Here is a 17,731-nt window from a genome sequence, read left to right on the forward strand (position 1 = left end):
TATAAAAATAAAAAAAGCCTTACTTATTAAGTAAGGCTTTTTTTATAGAAAATTATTAAAATTCTAATTATATAATTAGTGCTTAAAAACCTCTAAGGCTTTATTATATGCACTTTCAAAACTCATTGGTTTTATATTTGTATTAACTTTTTCTACTGTAAAATAACTTAATAATTTTTCAGTTGGCATATTACCTGTTAATTCATCTTTAGCCATTGGGCAACCTCCATAACCTTTAATAGCTCCATCAAAACGTAAACAACCAGCTTTGTAAGCTGCATTTACTTTTTCAAACCATTTCTCTGGAGTTGTATGCAAGTGTGCACCAAATTCTATTTCAGGATATTTTTTTATTAAATTAGAAAATAAATAATCTATAACTTCTGGTGTAGAGCTACCAATAGTATCTGAAAGTGATAAAATTTTTACACCCATCTTAGAAAGTTTTTCAGTCCACTCTCCTACTATTTCTACATTCCAAGGATCTCCATAAGGATTCCCAAAACCCATAGATAAATACGCTACAACTTCTTTATTTGATTTATCAGCAATATTTAAAATTTCACTTAAAGTATCTATAGATTCTGCAATTGTTTTGTGCGTATTACGCATCTGAAAATTTTCTGATATTGAAAAAGGATATCCTAAATAATCGATTTCTTCAAATTTAGAAGCATCATTTGCACCTCTAACATTAGCAATTATGGCTAATAATTTACTACTTGTTTTCGATAAATCTAATTTAGATAAAACTGCAGCTGTATCTCGCATTTGCGGAATTGCCTTTGGTGATACAAAACTGCCAAAATCTATAGTATCAAAACCAACCTTTAATAAAGAATTAATATACAATGCCTTTTTATCTGTAGAAATAAAATGCGATTTTATTCCTTGCATTGCATCTCTCGGACATTCTATAATTTTCACTTTTTTCATTAAATCAAATATACAATTGATATTTGATTTAATATCTTAAAGAATTAATATTCATAAATTAACTAAGTTAAAATAGTTTTAAAATTAAATATTAATAATATAATTTACTTAAGTATTCTCTTCTACTCTTTAAATTTTATTTTTTACGATTAAAAAAAATCAGCTAATTATAAATTGTTCAATAACAAATAAATATTGCTTGAATTTGGAATTGTATGAAAAAGCACAAAGAAAAATGAATAGACATTTCTAATGCAGGGATAATCTATTATTTATTTACTAGAGTGAAGATGTAAATCCTTATAAATTCTAAAAATTTTTAGGAGTCCATATTTGATTTTAAGTTATATTAGTTGTCAAACTAATATAACAATGAATAACAAAAAAACTTATTTTATATTCTTTTCTATTTTATTATTTTTAAACTCTTGTGGTGAATTAATAAAAAGAACAACACCAACAAAAAAAGAAACAACTTGGGTTTATATAGAACTTGAAACCATTATGAAAAAAGATACAACTCTTAACTATTTATATGGTAAAATTAATAAATCGATCTTAGATAATTTAGAAAACAAAAATAGAAATGATATTTTTAAAGTAAGTGATATAAGATATTTTAATGATGATGATAAATTTCAATTATATAAAGATGATGATGAATCTGGAACACTTTTTTTTAGTGTGCAAAGTATAAAAAAAATATCTGTATATGAAAGGGATCCTATTTACTCATTTGATAAAGAAGATTTACATCTTAGTACATTAGAACTCTTAAAATAAAGAGTATAATGAAAATATCAAAACACATTTTATTTGTTATTGTAATTTCTCAGTTTTGCTGCACATCTTTATGGTTTGCAGGCAATGGAGTAATGAATAGCCTTGTAGAAACCTTTAATTTACAAGAAAACGCATTAGGCTATTTAACATCTGCTGTTCAGTTTGGCTTTATTGGTGGTACTTTAGTCTTTGCTTTATTTACAATTGCAGATCGTTTTTCACCATCTAAAGTATTTTTTATAAGTGCTATTTTAGGTTCTGTTTTTAACCTTACTTGTATTTTTAGTCATCAAACTTTATTTAGTTTAATGAGCTTACGTTTTCTTACAGGTTTTTTCTTGGCAGGAATATATCCTGTTGGTATGAAAATAGCTACAGATTATTACAACAAAGGTTTAGGTAAATCTCTTGGGTATTTAGTTGGAGCTTTAGTTATAGGTACTGCTTTACCACATTTATTAAAAGATGTTTTAGTTGATTATTCTTGGAAAAGTGTTTTAATTTCTACTTCTGTATTGGCAATTTTTGGAGGATTAATTATGCTGTTATTTGTTAAAAATGGCCCTTATAGAAAGGCTAGTAAAACTTTAAATTTATCCGTTTGTTATACTGTTTTTAAAAATGTGAATTTTAAGAAAGCAGCATTTGGTTATTTTGGTCATATGTGGGAATTGTATACTTTTTGGGCTTTTGTACCTATTTTATTAAGTATTTATAAAGATTTACATCCAGAAATAAATTTTAATATTCCAATATTATCTTTTATAATTATAGCTTTTGGTGGATTTTCTTGTGTTTTTGGAGGTTATATATCAGAAAAAATAGGAGTCCAAAAAACAGCTTATAATTTTCTTTTTCTTTCCTGTATTTGTTGTTTGATTTCTCCTTTTGCTTTTCAAATTTCAAATGAATATCTATTTATTACTTTTTTAATTTTTTGGGGAATGGTTGTGATTGCAGATTCACCTTTATTTTCAACTTTAGTTGCTCAAAATGCACCTGTTAAAGACAAAGGAACTGCTTTAACAATTGTAAATTGTATTGGTTATTCTATAACAATCATTAGTATTCTTATTATTGATAGTTTAAAAACGATAACAAATTCAAATTATATTTTTATGGTTTTAGCAATTGGTCCTATTTTAGGATTGATCGCCTTAAAAACTAAAAGATCTTTTTAAGCATAAAAAAAGGAAGCATAATAGCTTCCTCTTTATAATTGATTAATTATTAGATTTATCTTGAAACAGTACCTGTTAATACTAATATAGGCCCAGCATCTAATGTTAAAACACTATGATTCATTGCATCTGAAGGAACTATATTTGCTAAAGGTTTTAAGGTAAAAGGTGCAGCACTATTATCTGGATAAGGTTCTACAGAAATTACAATTGTAGCATCTTTTAAATCCGTAGGAAAATCAACCCCAGCAGCTGAACCCACTACATAATCTTCTCCTGGATAAGCAGGCCCATCATTTAAAGTACCCTTATAAGGTGAGGTTGATGCATTATCATCTGCATTCGCAGGATCTAAAAATGTACCAGTACTCACAGGAGTTCCGTTTAAAACAACCCAACCTTCATATTTCCATCCATCTGATAAAGTTGGTAAACCTAAACCTGTTACAGCAGTTCCTGAAGAATTATCTAAAAACCAAACACCACTTGCTTCATTAGAAGCATCATCATCTGTTGGAGTTGCCAAGATATATTTTCCCCAAGAAGTAGAAAAATCAGCTACAATTCCTGTTGAAGTTACATTTGCAGAATTACCAGAAAAATCGCCAGCTAATAATTTAGTTGCTGCTGGTGCTGGATCTGAATCTATAGCTGGTTCTATAGAAAGCACAAAAGTACTTGCTGAATTTAAATCACTATTATTTACAGTATAAGTTTGAGGAAAAATTACACTTGTAAATGTTCCTGTACTTACAGGGTTACCATCTACTATCAACCAACCTTCGTATACAAAATCAGAACCTAATTCTTCTAATCCTGTTAAATCTATAACTAACTCTCCTGTTGTTGATACTTCCTCATTATTTTCGCACGAAGCAAACAAAACAAACGCTGCACATAAATATGCTAATTTTAAAATTTTTTTCATCTTATTGTTATTTAATATTATTTGATAACAAAATTATAGCGATGAATTATCTTTAAATGTTAGCCAACGAACATTTATGCAATTTTTTGTATTAATCTTATTTCTTTTCTATTAAAATTGATAATGCTTTCTTCTTTTAACTCATTCATTAATACATTTAAATTAGATCTAGAAGTGCCAATTAATGATGCTATATCTTTTTGTGTATATGGATGTTGAATAACTTTATCTCCAGATTTTTCACAATCGTAACCATATTCTTCACATAATTCTTTCATAAATTCTAAAAAACGTGTTCTAGTATCTTTAAATAAAATCAATTGTAATCTTCTTTCTAATTTCTTAAAACGCAAGCCTAAAAACTTATAAATTTTTAAACTAAAGGTTTTATTATCACGCATTAAATCGTGCATTGTCTCAATTCCAATTGGACATATTGAAGTTGAATTATCAACAGACTGTGCAAATTCATTTCTTATTTCTTCACCTAAAATGGCTTTCTCTCCAAATAATTCACCTTTTGTTAGAATTGCCTTTACAACTTCATTCCCATCTTCTGTATAATAGCCTAATTTAATTTTACCTTTTTCTATAAGGTATATTTTATTTGCTACATCTTCTTCAAAATAAACATAATCACTTTTTTTATAAATGTCAAAAGTATGACAGGCTTTATATTCTTTAAATTTGTGAGGACAAAGAAGATTAAATAAATTTACATTATCAAAAAACCAAAGATTATTCATTTTTAAAACTTTTTTGGATGATTGTTAAAAAAGTCTTAAAACAATACAATTACTTACAAAAAAACTCTTGAATTTCTTCAAGAGTTTTAAATTTATCTCATTTTTAATAAAAATTAAGCATTTTGCTTTTTAATCAAATTTAAAGCAGAACCTTCATTATACCAATCAATTTGAGCTTTGTTATAAGTATGATTCAATTTAATAGTATCAGTAGTTCCATCAGTATGAACAATTTCTAAAGTTAATTGTTTGTCTGGTGCGAACTCATTTAAGTCTATAAAGTTAAATGTATCATCCTCTAAAATTAAATTGTAATCAGCTTCATTATTAAAAGTTAAGCCTAACATTCCTTGTTTTTTTAGGTTTGTTTCATGAATTCTTGCAAAAGATTTTACAATTACAGCAGCAACACCTAAATGTCTTGGTTGCATAGCTGCATGTTCTCTAGAAGATCCCTCACCATAATTATGATCTCCAACAACTATTGTTTTAATTCCGGCTTTTTTATATTCTCTTTGTACAGCAGGTACAGCATCATACTCACCTGTTAATTGATTTTTTACAAAATTTGTTTTCTTATTGTATGCATTAATAGCACCTATTAAAGTGTTGTTTGCAATATTGTCTAAATGCCCTCTAAAACGTAACCAAGGCCCAGCCATAGAAATATGATCTGTTGTACATTTACCAAATGCTTTTATTAACAATTTGGCACCTGTAATAGAATCTCCTAAAGGAGTAAAAGGCGTTAATAACTGTAATCTTTCAGAATCGTCTTTTACAGAAACTACTACTCCACTTCCATCTTTATCTGGAGCTAAATATCCATTTTCTTTAACCTCAAAACCTTTTGGTGGTAATTCCCATCCAGTTGGTTCATCAAACATAACTTCTTCTCCATCTTCATTTATTAATTTATCAGTTAATGGATTAAAATCTAAACGACCTGCAATAGCTATTGCTGCTGTAATTTCTGGTGATGCAACAAAAGCGTGTGTATTTGGATTACCATCTGCTCTTTTAGCAAAGTTTCTATTAAATGAATGTACTATACTGTTTTTAGGTGCATTTTTAGGATCTGAATATCTAGCCCATTGACCAATACAAGGTCCACAAGCATTTGTAAATATTTTTGCATCTAAATTTTCGAAAATATCAAGAATACCATCTCTTTCTGCTGTATATCTTACCTTTTCTGAACCTGGATTAATACCAAACTCTGCTTTAGTTTTTAAACCTTTATCAATGGCTTGTTGTGCTATAGACGATGCTCTTGATAAATCTTCGTAAGATGAATTTGTACAAGAACCAATTAAACCCCATTCAACAGTTAAAGGCCAATCATTAGAATTTGCTTTTTCTGTCATAGCAGAACCCACAGTTGTAGATAAATCTGGTGTAAAAGGTCCGTTCAATAATGGCCCTAATTTTGATAAATCAATTTCGATAACTTGATCAAAATATTCTTCAGGATTTTCATAAACTTCTGTATCCGCAGTTAAATATTCTTTTACTTTATTTGCAGCATCAGCCACATCTTCTCTATCTGTTGCACGTAAATAACGCTCCATAGAATCATCATAACCAAAGGTTGATGTAGTTGCACCAATTTCTGCGCCCATATTACAAATTGTACCTTTACCTGTACAAGACATTGATGTTGCTCCTGGTCCAAAATATTCTACAATAGCTCCTGTACCACCTTTAACAGTTAAAATTTCTGCAACTTTAAGAATTACATCTTTAGGAGATGTCCATCCAGAAAGTTTACCCGTTAATTTTACACCAATTAACTTTGGGAATTTTAATTCCCAAGCCATACCTGCCATAACATCAACAGCATCTGCACCACCAACACCAATTGCAACCATTCCTAAACCACCAGCGTTAACAGTATGTGAATCTGTACCAATCATCATTCCTCCAGGAAATGCATAGTTTTCTAATACAACTTGATGAATAATACCTGCACCTGGTTTCCAGAAACCAATTCCGTATTTATTAGAAACTGATTCTAAAAAGTTAAAAACTTCACTACTTGTACTATTTGCGTGTTTTAAATCTTTTGCTGCTCCTTCTTTAGCTTGAATTAAGTGATCACAATGTACAGTTGTTGGTACAGCAACTTTTGCCTTACCAGCCTGCATAAATTGTAATAATGCCATCTGTGCAGTTGCATCTTGACAAGCAATTCTATCTGGAGCAAAATCTACATAATCTTTACCTCTAGTAAATGCACTAGTGGGTTTACCTTCCCATAAATGAGAGTATAATATTTTTTCTGACAAGGTTAATGGTTTTCCTGTAATTTTACGTGCAGCATCTACTTTTTCTGTCATGCTTTCATAAACCTGCTTAATCATATCAATATCAAATGCCATAGATTTTCTTCTTTTTGTTTGTTAAAAATCTAATATACTAAATATTGAGTTTTTATAAAAAAGATAGTTATAAAATAGAATGATTATGATATAGGATAGTTTTATACAAAAAAAGCCTAAATCATAGATTTAGGCTTTAAAATATTTAAGTTTAGCAACTTATTAGTTTACTAATTGCTTCTCAGAAGGCTTAAATTTAGTAAGTACAATTCCATCTACAGCAGCTTCATATTCTTCCATTGTTGGAGTTCTACCTAAAACTGTTGATAAAACTACAACAGGAGTAGATGACAATAAAGACTCTCCTTTTTTCTCACCAGAATCTTTTACAACTCTACCTTGAAATAAACGAGTTGATGTTGCCATAACTGTATCTCCTGGTTCTGCTTTTTCTTGATTACCCATACATAAATTACAACCTGGGCGTTCTAAATATAACATATTTTCATATTTAGTACGTGCTAGACCTTTTGGTGCACTATCATCGAACTCAAAACCTGAATATTTCTTTAAAACATCCCAATCTCCTTCTGCTTTTAATTCATCAACAATATTATATGTTGGTGGTGCAACTACTAAAGGAGCTTTAAACTCTACTTTACCTTGTTGTGCTTCAATGTTTTTTAACATCTGAGCTAATATTTTCATATCACCTTTATGAACCATACAAGATCCTACAAATCCTAAATCTACTTTTTTAGTTCCACCATAATAAGATAATGGTCTAATATTATCATGTGTATAACGTTTAGAAACATCTTCGTTATTTACATCTGGATCAGCAATCATTGGTTCAGCAATTTCATCTAAATCAATAACAACTTCTGCATAATAATTTGCATTAGCATCTGGTCTTAAAGCTGGTTTAATACCTGTTTTAAGCTCGGTAATTCTTGTGTTTGCTTTATCTACTAAACCTTGTAAAACTTGTTTAGTATTATCCATTCCTTTATCAATCATAATCTGGATTCTACCTTTTGCAATCTCTAAAGATTCAATTAAAGTATCATCCTCAGAAATACAAATAGAAGCCTTAGCTTTCATTTCTGCTGTCCAATCTGTAAATGTAAATGCTTCATCTGAAGTAAGAGTTCCAATATGAACTTCTATAATTCTTCCTTGAAAAACATTTTCTCCACCAAATTGCTTTAACATTTGCTGTTGAGTAGCATGCACAACATCTCTAAAATCCATATAAGATTTCATAGCTCCTTTAAATGTAACTTTAACAGATTGTGGAATTGGCATTGTAGCCTCACCAGTTGCTAAAGCTAATGCTACTGTACCTGAATCTGCACCAAAAGCAACACCTTTAGACATACGTGTATGAGAATCTCCACCAATGATGATGTCCCAATCTCCTACTGTAATATCATTTAAAACTTTATGAATAACATCTGTCATCGGAAAATATTTCCCTTTAGGATCACGACCAGTAATTAAACCAAAATCGTTCATAAAGCTCATTAATCTAGGAATATTTGCTTTAGATTTATCATCCCAAACAGAAGCTGTATGACAACCTGATTGATATGCACCATCAACAATTGGAGAAATTGTTGTTGCAGCCATCATTTCTAATTCTTGAGAAGTCATTAACCCAGTAGTATCTTGAGAACCTACAATATTAACTTCTACACGAACATCAGAACCTGCATGTAAAACTTTTCCTGGAGTTGTACCTACTGCATTTTTATTGAAAATCTTTTCAACAGCAGTTAATCCTTGCCCTTCAATAGAAATTTCTTTTGAAGTTGCATATACTTGTGGAGCTTCGATTCCTAAAACTTTAGCTGCAAATGTTTGTAATTTTTTACCAAAAACTACTGCATAAGAACCTCCTGCTTTAATGAATTCTTGTTTTTGTGGAGTTAATGCTGTAGAAATATCTTTTAGTTCAACATTACCACTATATAATTTCTTTTCTTTTGTATTAATTGTTAAAACAGTACCTGTTTCTACAGAATACATTTGTTTTAAAATTGGTTCACCATCTTCATCTACAATTGTATTACCTTCTGCATCTTTCTGTTTTACCCAGTTTTGTAAATCAACACCAATACCACCTGTTACACCAACTGTTGTTAAGAAAATTGGAGATATACCATTAGTACCAGCAATTACAGGAGCTATATTAATAAATGGTACATAAGGGCTAGATTTTACACCTGTCCATAAAGCAACATTATTTACACCAGACATTCTAGAAGAACCAACACCCATTGTTCCTTTTTCTGCAATTAACATTACACGTTTATTAGGATGTTTTTCTTGTAAAGCTAATAATTCATTTTGCATATCTTTATTATGCTCAAATAAACATTGTCCATGTAATTCACGATCAGATCTTGAGTGTGCATCACCTCCAGGAGAAAGTAAATCTGTAGAAATATCACCAACACCAGCAATATATGTTACTACTTCTATTTCTTCATCAATTTCTGGTAGTTTAGTAAAAAACTCTGCATTTGCATAACTTTCTATAAGTTCTCTAGCAATTTTACTACCATTATTAAATGCTTCTTCTAAACGAGAAGTATCTGCATCATATAAAAAAACTTGTGTTTTTAAAACATCTGCAGCTTGTTTAGATTTTGTTTCATCATTACCTAAGGCAATATCAAATAAAACTTCTACAGATGGGCCACCTTTCATGTGCGATAATTGCTCAAATGCAAAAGATGGTGTAATTTCTTTAACAACTTCTTCTTCTAAAATAATTTCTTTTAAGAATTTTGCTTTTACAACTGCAGCACTCGTAGTTCCTGGTAAAACATTATAAATAAAGAAATTAAGAGAATCTTCTCTATGTTCGTTATTTAAATCTTTAATCTGCGTAATAATTGCGCTTAGCAATTCAGCACCATCAATAGGTTTAGGGTGAAGGGCTAGTTGTTTTCTTTCTTCAATCTCCTTTAAGTAATCGTTGTAAATGCTCATAAATAATATAGAATTCTTTTTGGTTATTTTTTGTAAACTTTTTGATTATTAATAAAACTAACATTTAAATATGATAAACATTACAAAATGAAGCTAAACTACATAAATCTAATTCGTCTACTAAAGCAAAATTACAGCAATAAAATTGAATTTGAAAGATAAATAATAGATTGCCTTAATTAATGAATAAAAAAAAACTATTTTTTAAAAAAGTAGATATAATTCAACAAAATTAAAGGAATTATGAGATTTAATGAAAAAAATATAAAGCAGACTAATAAGCCGAATTCTGTTCCTTTAAAAAATAAAGGTTCTTATCATTTATCTAGTTCTAAAATTACTCTTAGAATCTATCTGCCTACCCTTTAGAATCGAGCGAGTAGCTCTCAAGCTCTAATTTACATGACATTGCACCTCATAGAGTTTACCTGGTTTCACTACAGCCTAACTGTACTTGCTTTCTGTTGCACTTGTCCTCAACTTACGTTGGACGGATGTTATCCGCTATAATTACTCTTTGGTGTCCGGACTTTCCTCCCTGAAATAAATTCAGGACGATAAGATAAGTCTGCTAAATATTTTTCAAATTTATTTCTTTTAAATTAAAAAAAACCCACTCAAATAAAATTTGAGTGGGAAAAATTGCTATGAAAAAGAAAAAGTGTTGTTGAATACACAACAACAATACAAATATATATTAAAAAGTATTATAAAAAAACATTTTTAATAAAATTTATACTATTTTTTTTCATTTTTAATACTTTTTTAAGAAAACATGTCTTTTACTTTCTCAAAAAAGGACTTATCAGATTTATTTGGGTTTGGAGAAAAATTATCATCATCTAACATTTTTTCAAAAAACTGTTTCTGTTCTTTATTTAATTCTTGAGGTGTCCAAACATTTGTATGAATTAAGAAATCTCCTGTTCCATAACGTTCTATACTTGGTAAACCTTTACCTTTTAATCTTAAAATTTTCCCTGATTGTGTACCTGGTTCAATTTTAATTTTCACTTTACCTGTAACTGTTTCTACTTCTTTACTAGTACCTAAAACAGCTTCTGAAAAGTTTACATATAAATCATAATGTATATTAGTTCCTTCTCTTTTTAAAGTTTCGTGTGGTACTTCTTCTATTAAAACTAATAAATCTCCAGAAATTGAGTTTTTACCAGGAGCATCATTTCCTTTACCTCCTACTTTTAATTGTACACCTTCTGTAACACCTGCAGGAATATTAATTGGCACAGTTTCTTCTTTAACAACCATACCTTGTGCATCTGCTCCATTTGGTTTAGAGCTAATAATTTCTCCTGCTCCAGAACAAGTACTACATGTAGTTGCAGTTTGCATTCTACCTAAAATAGTATTGGTAACTCTCATTACTTGACCAGAACCATTACAAGTTGTACATGTTTTATATTTTACACCACTTGCTTGTACTTTTCTACGAACTTTTACTTTTTTCTCAACTCCTTTTGCAATTTCTTCTAAAGTAAGCTTAACACGAATACGCATATTGCTACCTTTAACTCTGGCTTGCCTATGGCCTCCACCACTACCAAAACCACCAAAGCCACCACCTCCAAAGATGTCTCCAAATTGACTGAATATGTCATCCATATTCATGCCACCACCTCCAAAGCCTCCTCCACCTTGAGGACCATCAAAAGCTGCATGACCATATTGATCATATCTTGCCTTTTTATTTTCGTCGCTCAAAATTTCGTAAGCTTCTGCAGCTTTTTTAAAGTTTTCTTCTGCTGTAGTATCTCCAGGATTTTTATCTGGATGATATTTTATTGCCATTTTTCTGTAAGCTTTCTTAATTTCTGCTTTTGTAGCAGATTTAGAAATGCCTAATATTTCGTAAAAATCTTGTTTTGCCATTATTTTTAGTTTGCAGTTTGCAGTTTTCAGTGAGCAGTCAGTAATTTACTGGCTACTGCTTACTGTGTACTGAATACTAATTACTGTCCTATTACTACTTTTGGGTAACGAATTACTTTATCACCTAACTTGTATCCTTTTTCTACACAATCAATTATTTTTCCTTTTAAATCTTCTGACGGAGCAGGAATTTGCGTAATTGCTTCATGTATTTCAGCATCAAAAGTATCACCAGCTTTAGTTTCTATTTTTGCTAATCCTTTTTGTTCTAAAGTATTGTAGAATTTATTATAGATTAATAATACGCCTTTTCTTAACTCTTCAGCTTCTTTATCTTCTTCTATATGTGTCAAAGCACGTTCAAAATCATCTACAACTGGCAGTAAAGATGTCATTAATTCTTGTCCTGCAGTTTTAAATAATTCTATTCTTTCTCTAGTTGTTCTTTTTTTATAGTTTTCGAATTCAGCAAAAAGACGTAAAAACTTATCTTTTTCTGCTTGAACTAACTGCTCAGCAGTTGGTTCTTCTTTAGTTTCTTCAACTTCAACCTCTTGATTTTCTTCCACTTGAACAGATTCTTGCTCGTTGATGATTTCTTCTTCTTTTATATTTTCTTTCTTACTCATTTCTTTGTAATCGTTAAATTGTACACAATTTATTGTCAAAAATGTTGCCAACAAAAAAATAGTGTCATAATGACACTATTTAATATTAAATTTTAATATGAGACCAATTTTCACCGGTCTTTATTCTATGAATTTGCATATCTGAAACACCAAAACGTTTGGCTATCATAGTAATTCTTGTTCTATTATTTTTAAGCTGTCTTTTAATAATTTTAACCTTTCCTTCAGTTAATTTACCAATTTTTTTACCTCGTTTTTTAACAATATCATCCCAATCTGGATGATTAAATTGATGCAATTCTTTTTCTCTTTTTGTAGCCCATTTTAAATTTTCTAAAACATTATTTGTTTTATCATAATCTAAATGAATTACATAAATTTGTTCATCATTTTCTTTAGGTAAAAAATGTTGTGCCACAAGTTTATGAACATACCTACTTGTAGATTTTTTGTTCACTACTTGTATTACAGAAATGGTTTCGTATCCATTAATATAAGTTTGTCTTTTAAGAATTTCCTTTCCATTACTAGATTTAATGATTCGTCCATAATTAGAAATTTTAAACTTCTTCTTCGTCGAAATCTTTTCATCAAATTGAATGTCTTTCCATTCTTCTTTCCATAAGTTTCTAATCATTTTTTTTAAAGTTTAATTATGTTAATAATAAAACTTTTTCACTTTCATTTTTTTTGAAACTTTTTCTAGCAATTAAAGTTTTTATTTCAATTTTTAAATTCTTTCAATTTTAGCTCCTATTGATTTTAAACGAGCTTCAATGTTTTCATAACCTCTATCAATTTGTTCGATATTATGAATTATTGATGTTCCTTTTGCAGATAAGGCAGCAATTAATAATGAGATACCTGCTCTAATATCTGGAGAGGTCATCGTTGTTGCTTTTAAAGTACTTTCAAAATTCTGACCAATAACTGTTGCTCTATGAGGATCGCAAAGAATAACTTTTGCCCCCATATCAATTAATTTATCAACAAAGAACAAACGACTTTCAAACATTTTTTGATGAATTAAAACTGTACCTTTTGCTTGAGTTGCAATAACCAAAACAATACTCAATAAATCTGGAGTAAAACCAGGCCAAGGAGCATCTGAAACTGTTAAAACAGAGCCATCTATATAGTTCTGAATTTCGTAAGATTCTTGTTCTGGAATAAAAATATCATCTCCAATTTTCTCGAATTCTATGCCTAATTTAGCAAAAATATTTGGTATTTGTCCTAAATTTTCCCAACTAACATTCTTTATTGTTAATTCTGAACGTGTCATAACTGCAACACCAATCCAAGAACCAATTTCAATCATATCTGGTAACACTCTATGCTCACATCCTCCTAAAGAATCTACACCTGTTATGGTTAATAAATTAGAACCAACACCTGTAATATTTGCGCCCATAGAATTCAACATTTTACATAATTGTTGAATGTAAGGTTCACAAGCTGCATTGTAAATTGTTGTTGTTCCGTTTGCTAAAACAGCCGCCATTAAAATATTTGCAGTACCAGTTACAGAAGCTTCGTCTAATAACATATCTGTACCTACTAATTTTTCTGCTTCAACTCCGTAAAAAGATTCTTCTTTATTATATCTAAAGATTGCACCTAAATTGGTAAAACCCTCAAAATGTGTATCTAATCTTCTACGTCCAATTTTATCTCCACCAGGTTTTGGAATATATCCTTTACCAAAACGTGCTAGCATTGGCCCTACAAGCATAATAGAACCACGTAAAGAACTACCATCTCTTTTAAATTCTGGAGATTCTAAATACTCTAATTTTATTTCATCCGCTTGAAAAGCGTAAGAATTACTACTTAATTTTTCTACTTTAACGCCTAATTCTCCTAAAATAAAAATTAGTTTGTTAACATCTATAATATCTGGAACATTATGAACAGTAACTTTTTCTGGAGTTAATAGAACTGCACAAAGTATCTGTAAAACTTCATTTTTAGCTCCTTGTGGAGTGATGGTTCCATTTAATTTGTGACCACCTTCAATTTTAAACGATGCCATTGCTTAATATCTTTTTCTGTTTTTATGATTGTGGTGTTGTTTCTTATGATTACTCTTAGAGTGATTTTGCCCTTGAGAATTTCTTTTTTTCAATAGATTTTTACTCTCTGTTAATTCTTCTTCTGTGTTTCTTAAATCTATTTTACCATCAGATAAATCATATAAATGTTTAAAAATAACAGCATCATCTACTGTATCTTTATTCCAGTTTAAATAACATTTTTTCATATGATTTGCAATGGTAAAGACCAAAGCTTCCTTTTTCTCTCCTTCTTCCCAACTTAAAGCAACATCTATCATTGTTTGTATATTGTTACCATAATAACGATATCTTGATGCTGATTTTGGATAAGCTAACCCTTCTGGTTTTTCTTGTAATTCTTCTTTTGATGGCTGAGGATAAGGAGACTCTACATCTAACTTAAATTCAGACATTATATATAATTGATCCCATAATTTATGTTTAAAATCTGGAACGTCTCGTAAATGTGGTTGTAAATTACCCATAACATCTACAATGGCTTTTGCCATTTTATCTCTTTCTTCTTTGGTTTCTAAAGCTATACAATGATTTACTAATTTCTGAATATGTCTACCATATTCTGGAATTATCATTAATGTTCTTTCTGAATTATATTCTAAATCGAATGTCATTTATTTATTTTTGTGAAGTGTGTTCTTGGTTTATCCGAAGTAAATTCGATACACTTGAACTGACAATTTATAATTTGTAGTTATTTAACGTTGCAAAATAACACTTTATTTTTGTTTTCTAATTGGATTTTTTATCCAATCACTTTTAATTTAGCAAATTGTAGCAATAATTTCTTTTTACCTACTGTACTAAACTTAATTTCTGCTTTTTTATTTGGCCCCTTACCTTCTAATGCAATAACTTCTCCTGCACCAAATCTATTATGCTCTACAATATTACCCACTGCAACTTCAGTATCAAATAAATTGGTTTTTGGTGTAGCTTGAGATACTTTTTTTAAGTTTTTAGGAATTATTACTTCTTTCTTTTTAGCCAAATCACGTTCCATTTTTTTACGTTGAATTGGTTTTTGAAAGCGTATACCTTTTGGTGCATCATCAAAAATACTTTTATCAACAAAACGATTTATACTTGGTTCTGGTACCTTTGGAGTAATATAATGTAAGTATTGGTCGTCTATTTCTTCTAAAAAACGACTTGGTTCTGCATCTACTAATTTACCCCATCTGTAACGTGTTTGGGCATAACTTAAATAGGCAACTTTTTCTGCTCTTGTTAATGCTACATAAAATAATCTGCGTTCTTCTTCTAGCTCACTTCTGGTATTCATGCTCATTGCAGAAGGAAATAAATTTTCTTCTAACCCAACAATATATACGTATAAATACTCTAAACCTTTAGATTGATGAATGGTCATTAAAGAAACGCTTGGTTTTTCTTCATCTTTTTTAGCATCGAAATCTGTAGCCAAAGCAACATCTTCTAAAAATGTAGTTAAAGAAGCATCTGCACCTTCTTCTATTTTATCTGTAATAAAATCTTTAATTCCGTTTAAAAGTTCTTGAACATTTTCTACTTTACTTACAGCTTCTGGTGTACCATCTTTTTCTAAATCTTTAATTAATCTGGTTTCTTTTACAACAGTTTCTGCAATTTCGAAAGCATTTTTTGTTTGCGATTCTATTTGCAAACGTAAAATCATATTCATAAAATTCTGTAACTTATTTTTAGTTCCAGAATTTATTTTGACATCAATTTTATCGATATATTTTATGATTTCGAAAATTGATTTTTTATAATAATTTGCAGCTATAGTAAGTCTATCTATAGTGGTAGCACCAATTCCTCTTGCAGGATAATTGATAATTCTTTTTAGTGCTTCTTCATCATTTGGATTAATTAGAATTCTTAAATATGATAAAATATCTTTAATCTCTTTTCTTTGATAAAATGAAATTCCACCATAAATTTTATAATCAATATTTTTCTTTCTTAATGCATCTTCAATAGCTCTAGATTGAGAGTTTGTTCTATATAAAACACAAAAATTATCTGATGTTAATTGATGATTCATCTGGTTTTCCCAAATGGATTGTGCTACAAAACGCCCTTCTTCTCCATCAGAAATAGTTCGCATTACGTTTATAGAATCTCCTGAATCATTAGAGGTCCAAACTTCTTTATCTAATTTAGTTTTATTTCTTGCTATTACAGAATTTGCTGCGTTTACAATATTTTTTGTTGATCTATAATTTTGTTCTAATTTAAAAGTTTTTACATCAGGATAATCTTTTTGAAAATTTAAGATATTCTGAATATTAGCACCCCTAAAACTATAAATACTCTGTGAATCATCACCAACTACACAAATATTACCAAATTTATCTGCTAAAGCTCTTACAATAATATATTGTGAATGGTTTGTATCTTGATACTCATCAACCATAATATATCTGAACCTGTCTTGATATTTTGCCAAAACATCTGGAAAACGCGCCAATAATTCATTGGTTCTTAACAATAAATCATCAAAATCCATAGCACCAGATTTAAAACATCTGTCTACATATTCTTTATAAATATCACCAACTTTTGGTCTGCTTGCATGCATATCTGCTTCCTGCAAATCAGAATTATTAAAGTACGCTCTAACTGTTATTAAACTATTTTTGAATGATGAAATTCGTCCTAAAATTTGCTTTGGTTTGTAGCGTTCTTTATCTAAATTCATTTCTTTAATAATTGTAGATATTAATCGAACTGAATCTTGTGAATCGTAAATTGTAAAATTGCTAGGAAAACCCAACTTGTCTGCTTCTGATCGTAAAATTCTTGCAAAAACCGAGTGAAAAGTTCCCATCCAAAGGTTTTTGGCTTCACTTTGACCTACAACTCCTGCAATTCTTTCTTTCATTTCACGAGCTGCTTTATTGGTAAAAGTTAGCGATAAAATGTTAAAAGAATCTACTCCAGATTGCATTAAATGTGCTATTCTGTAGGTTAAAACACGTGTTTTACCAGAACCTGCTCCTGCAATAATTATCATTGGGCCATCTTTTTGTAAGACAGCCTGTTTTTGTGCTTCGTTTAAAGTATTTAAATAGGTATTCAATAGTAAATTTTGAAAGAATTTAAAAACGTGAAATTAGCCAAACTATTCGTTTTTATAAAGTAACCTTGTTAGTTTTTATTCACAAATTATTATACACAATATTCGTTCTAAAACCCGAATTAATGAGAATTCGTCTTAAAACCCGAATTTGTTAAAATTCGTCTTAAAACCCGAA

The 17,731-nt window shown here is 29.7% G+C and carries 13 protein-coding genes and 1 other RNA gene; 2 read left to right on the forward strand and 12 right to left on the reverse strand.

What is annotated here, in order from left to right:
- Positions 1 to 75: 75 nt before the first annotated feature.
- Complete coding sequence (locus KO506_RS13650; protein ID WP_215995475.1) at positions 76 to 936, reverse strand: hydroxymethylglutaryl-CoA lyase; 861 nt, start codon at positions 934 to 936, stop codon at positions 76 to 78.
- A 372-nt stretch (positions 937 to 1,308) separates the two neighbouring features.
- Here KO506_RS13650 and KO506_RS13655 point away from each other — a divergent pair, with 372 nt between their 5' ends.
- A complete protein-coding gene (locus tag KO506_RS13655) occupies positions 1,309 to 1,719 on the forward strand; it encodes a hypothetical protein (protein WP_215995476.1) in 411 nt (136 codons plus the stop codon).
- Positions 1,720 to 1,727: 8 nt separating this feature from the next.
- Positions 1,728 to 2,900, forward strand: a complete 1,173-nt coding sequence (locus KO506_RS13660) for an MFS transporter (protein ID WP_215995477.1) — start codon at positions 1,728 to 1,730, stop codon at positions 2,898 to 2,900.
- Positions 2,901 to 2,955: 55 nt separating this feature from the next.
- On the opposite strand, the gene KO506_RS13665 is transcribed toward KO506_RS13660, so the two are convergent.
- The 11 genes from KO506_RS13665 to KO506_RS13715 form a co-directional block, all read right to left on the reverse strand.
- Positions 2,956 to 3,828, reverse strand: a complete 873-nt coding sequence (locus KO506_RS13665) for an anti-sigma factor (protein WP_215995478.1) — start codon at positions 3,826 to 3,828, stop codon at positions 2,956 to 2,958.
- Between the two features lie 74 nt (positions 3,829 to 3,902).
- Positions 3,903 to 4,574 (reverse strand): Crp/Fnr family transcriptional regulator, encoded by a 672-nt coding sequence (locus KO506_RS13670; RefSeq protein WP_215995479.1) that lies wholly within the window; start codon positions 4,572 to 4,574, stop codon positions 3,903 to 3,905.
- Between the two features lie 113 nt (positions 4,575 to 4,687).
- On the reverse strand, positions 4,688 to 6,955 hold the full coding sequence (locus KO506_RS13675) for an aconitate hydratase (RefSeq protein ID WP_215995480.1): 2,268 nt from the start codon (positions 6,953 to 6,955) through the stop codon (positions 4,688 to 4,690).
- A gap of 162 nt (positions 6,956 to 7,117) precedes the next feature.
- Positions 7,118 to 9,895, reverse strand: a complete 2,778-nt coding sequence (locus KO506_RS13680) for a bifunctional aconitate hydratase 2/2-methylisocitrate dehydratase (RefSeq protein WP_215995481.1) — start codon at positions 9,893 to 9,895, stop codon at positions 7,118 to 7,120.
- 262 nt (positions 9,896 to 10,157) lie between these two features.
- Positions 10,158 to 10,470: RNase P RNA component class A (gene rnpB, locus KO506_RS13685), an RNA gene on the reverse strand.
- Between the two features lie 190 nt (positions 10,471 to 10,660).
- A complete protein-coding gene (dnaJ, locus tag KO506_RS13690) occupies positions 10,661 to 11,785 on the reverse strand; it encodes a molecular chaperone DnaJ (protein ID WP_215995482.1) in 1,125 nt (374 codons plus the stop codon).
- A gap of 80 nt (positions 11,786 to 11,865) precedes the next feature.
- Entirely contained in the window at positions 11,866 to 12,414 is a 549-nt protein-coding gene (locus KO506_RS13695; protein WP_215995483.1) for a nucleotide exchange factor GrpE, read from the reverse strand.
- An 85-nt stretch (positions 12,415 to 12,499) separates the two neighbouring features.
- Positions 12,500 to 13,051, reverse strand: a complete 552-nt coding sequence (locus KO506_RS13700; protein ID WP_215995484.1) for an HNH endonuclease — start codon at positions 13,049 to 13,051, stop codon at positions 12,500 to 12,502.
- A 93-nt stretch (positions 13,052 to 13,144) separates the two neighbouring features.
- On the reverse strand, positions 13,145 to 14,449 hold the full coding sequence (gene murA / locus KO506_RS13705; RefSeq protein WP_215995485.1) for a UDP-N-acetylglucosamine 1-carboxyvinyltransferase: 1,305 nt from the start codon (positions 14,447 to 14,449) through the stop codon (positions 13,145 to 13,147).
- A gap of 3 nt (positions 14,450 to 14,452) precedes the next feature.
- A complete protein-coding gene (locus KO506_RS13710; RefSeq protein WP_215995486.1) occupies positions 14,453 to 15,103 on the reverse strand; it encodes a DUF4290 domain-containing protein in 651 nt (216 codons plus the stop codon).
- 131 nt (positions 15,104 to 15,234) lie between these two features.
- Positions 15,235 to 17,556, reverse strand: a complete 2,322-nt coding sequence (locus KO506_RS13715) for an ATP-dependent helicase (protein WP_215995487.1) — start codon at positions 17,554 to 17,556, stop codon at positions 15,235 to 15,237.
- Positions 17,557 to 17,731: the final 175 nt, after the last annotated feature.

Source organism: Polaribacter vadi (assembly GCF_018861005.1).
Taxonomy (GTDB): domain Bacteria; phylum Bacteroidota; class Bacteroidia; order Flavobacteriales; family Flavobacteriaceae; genus Polaribacter; species Polaribacter vadi_A.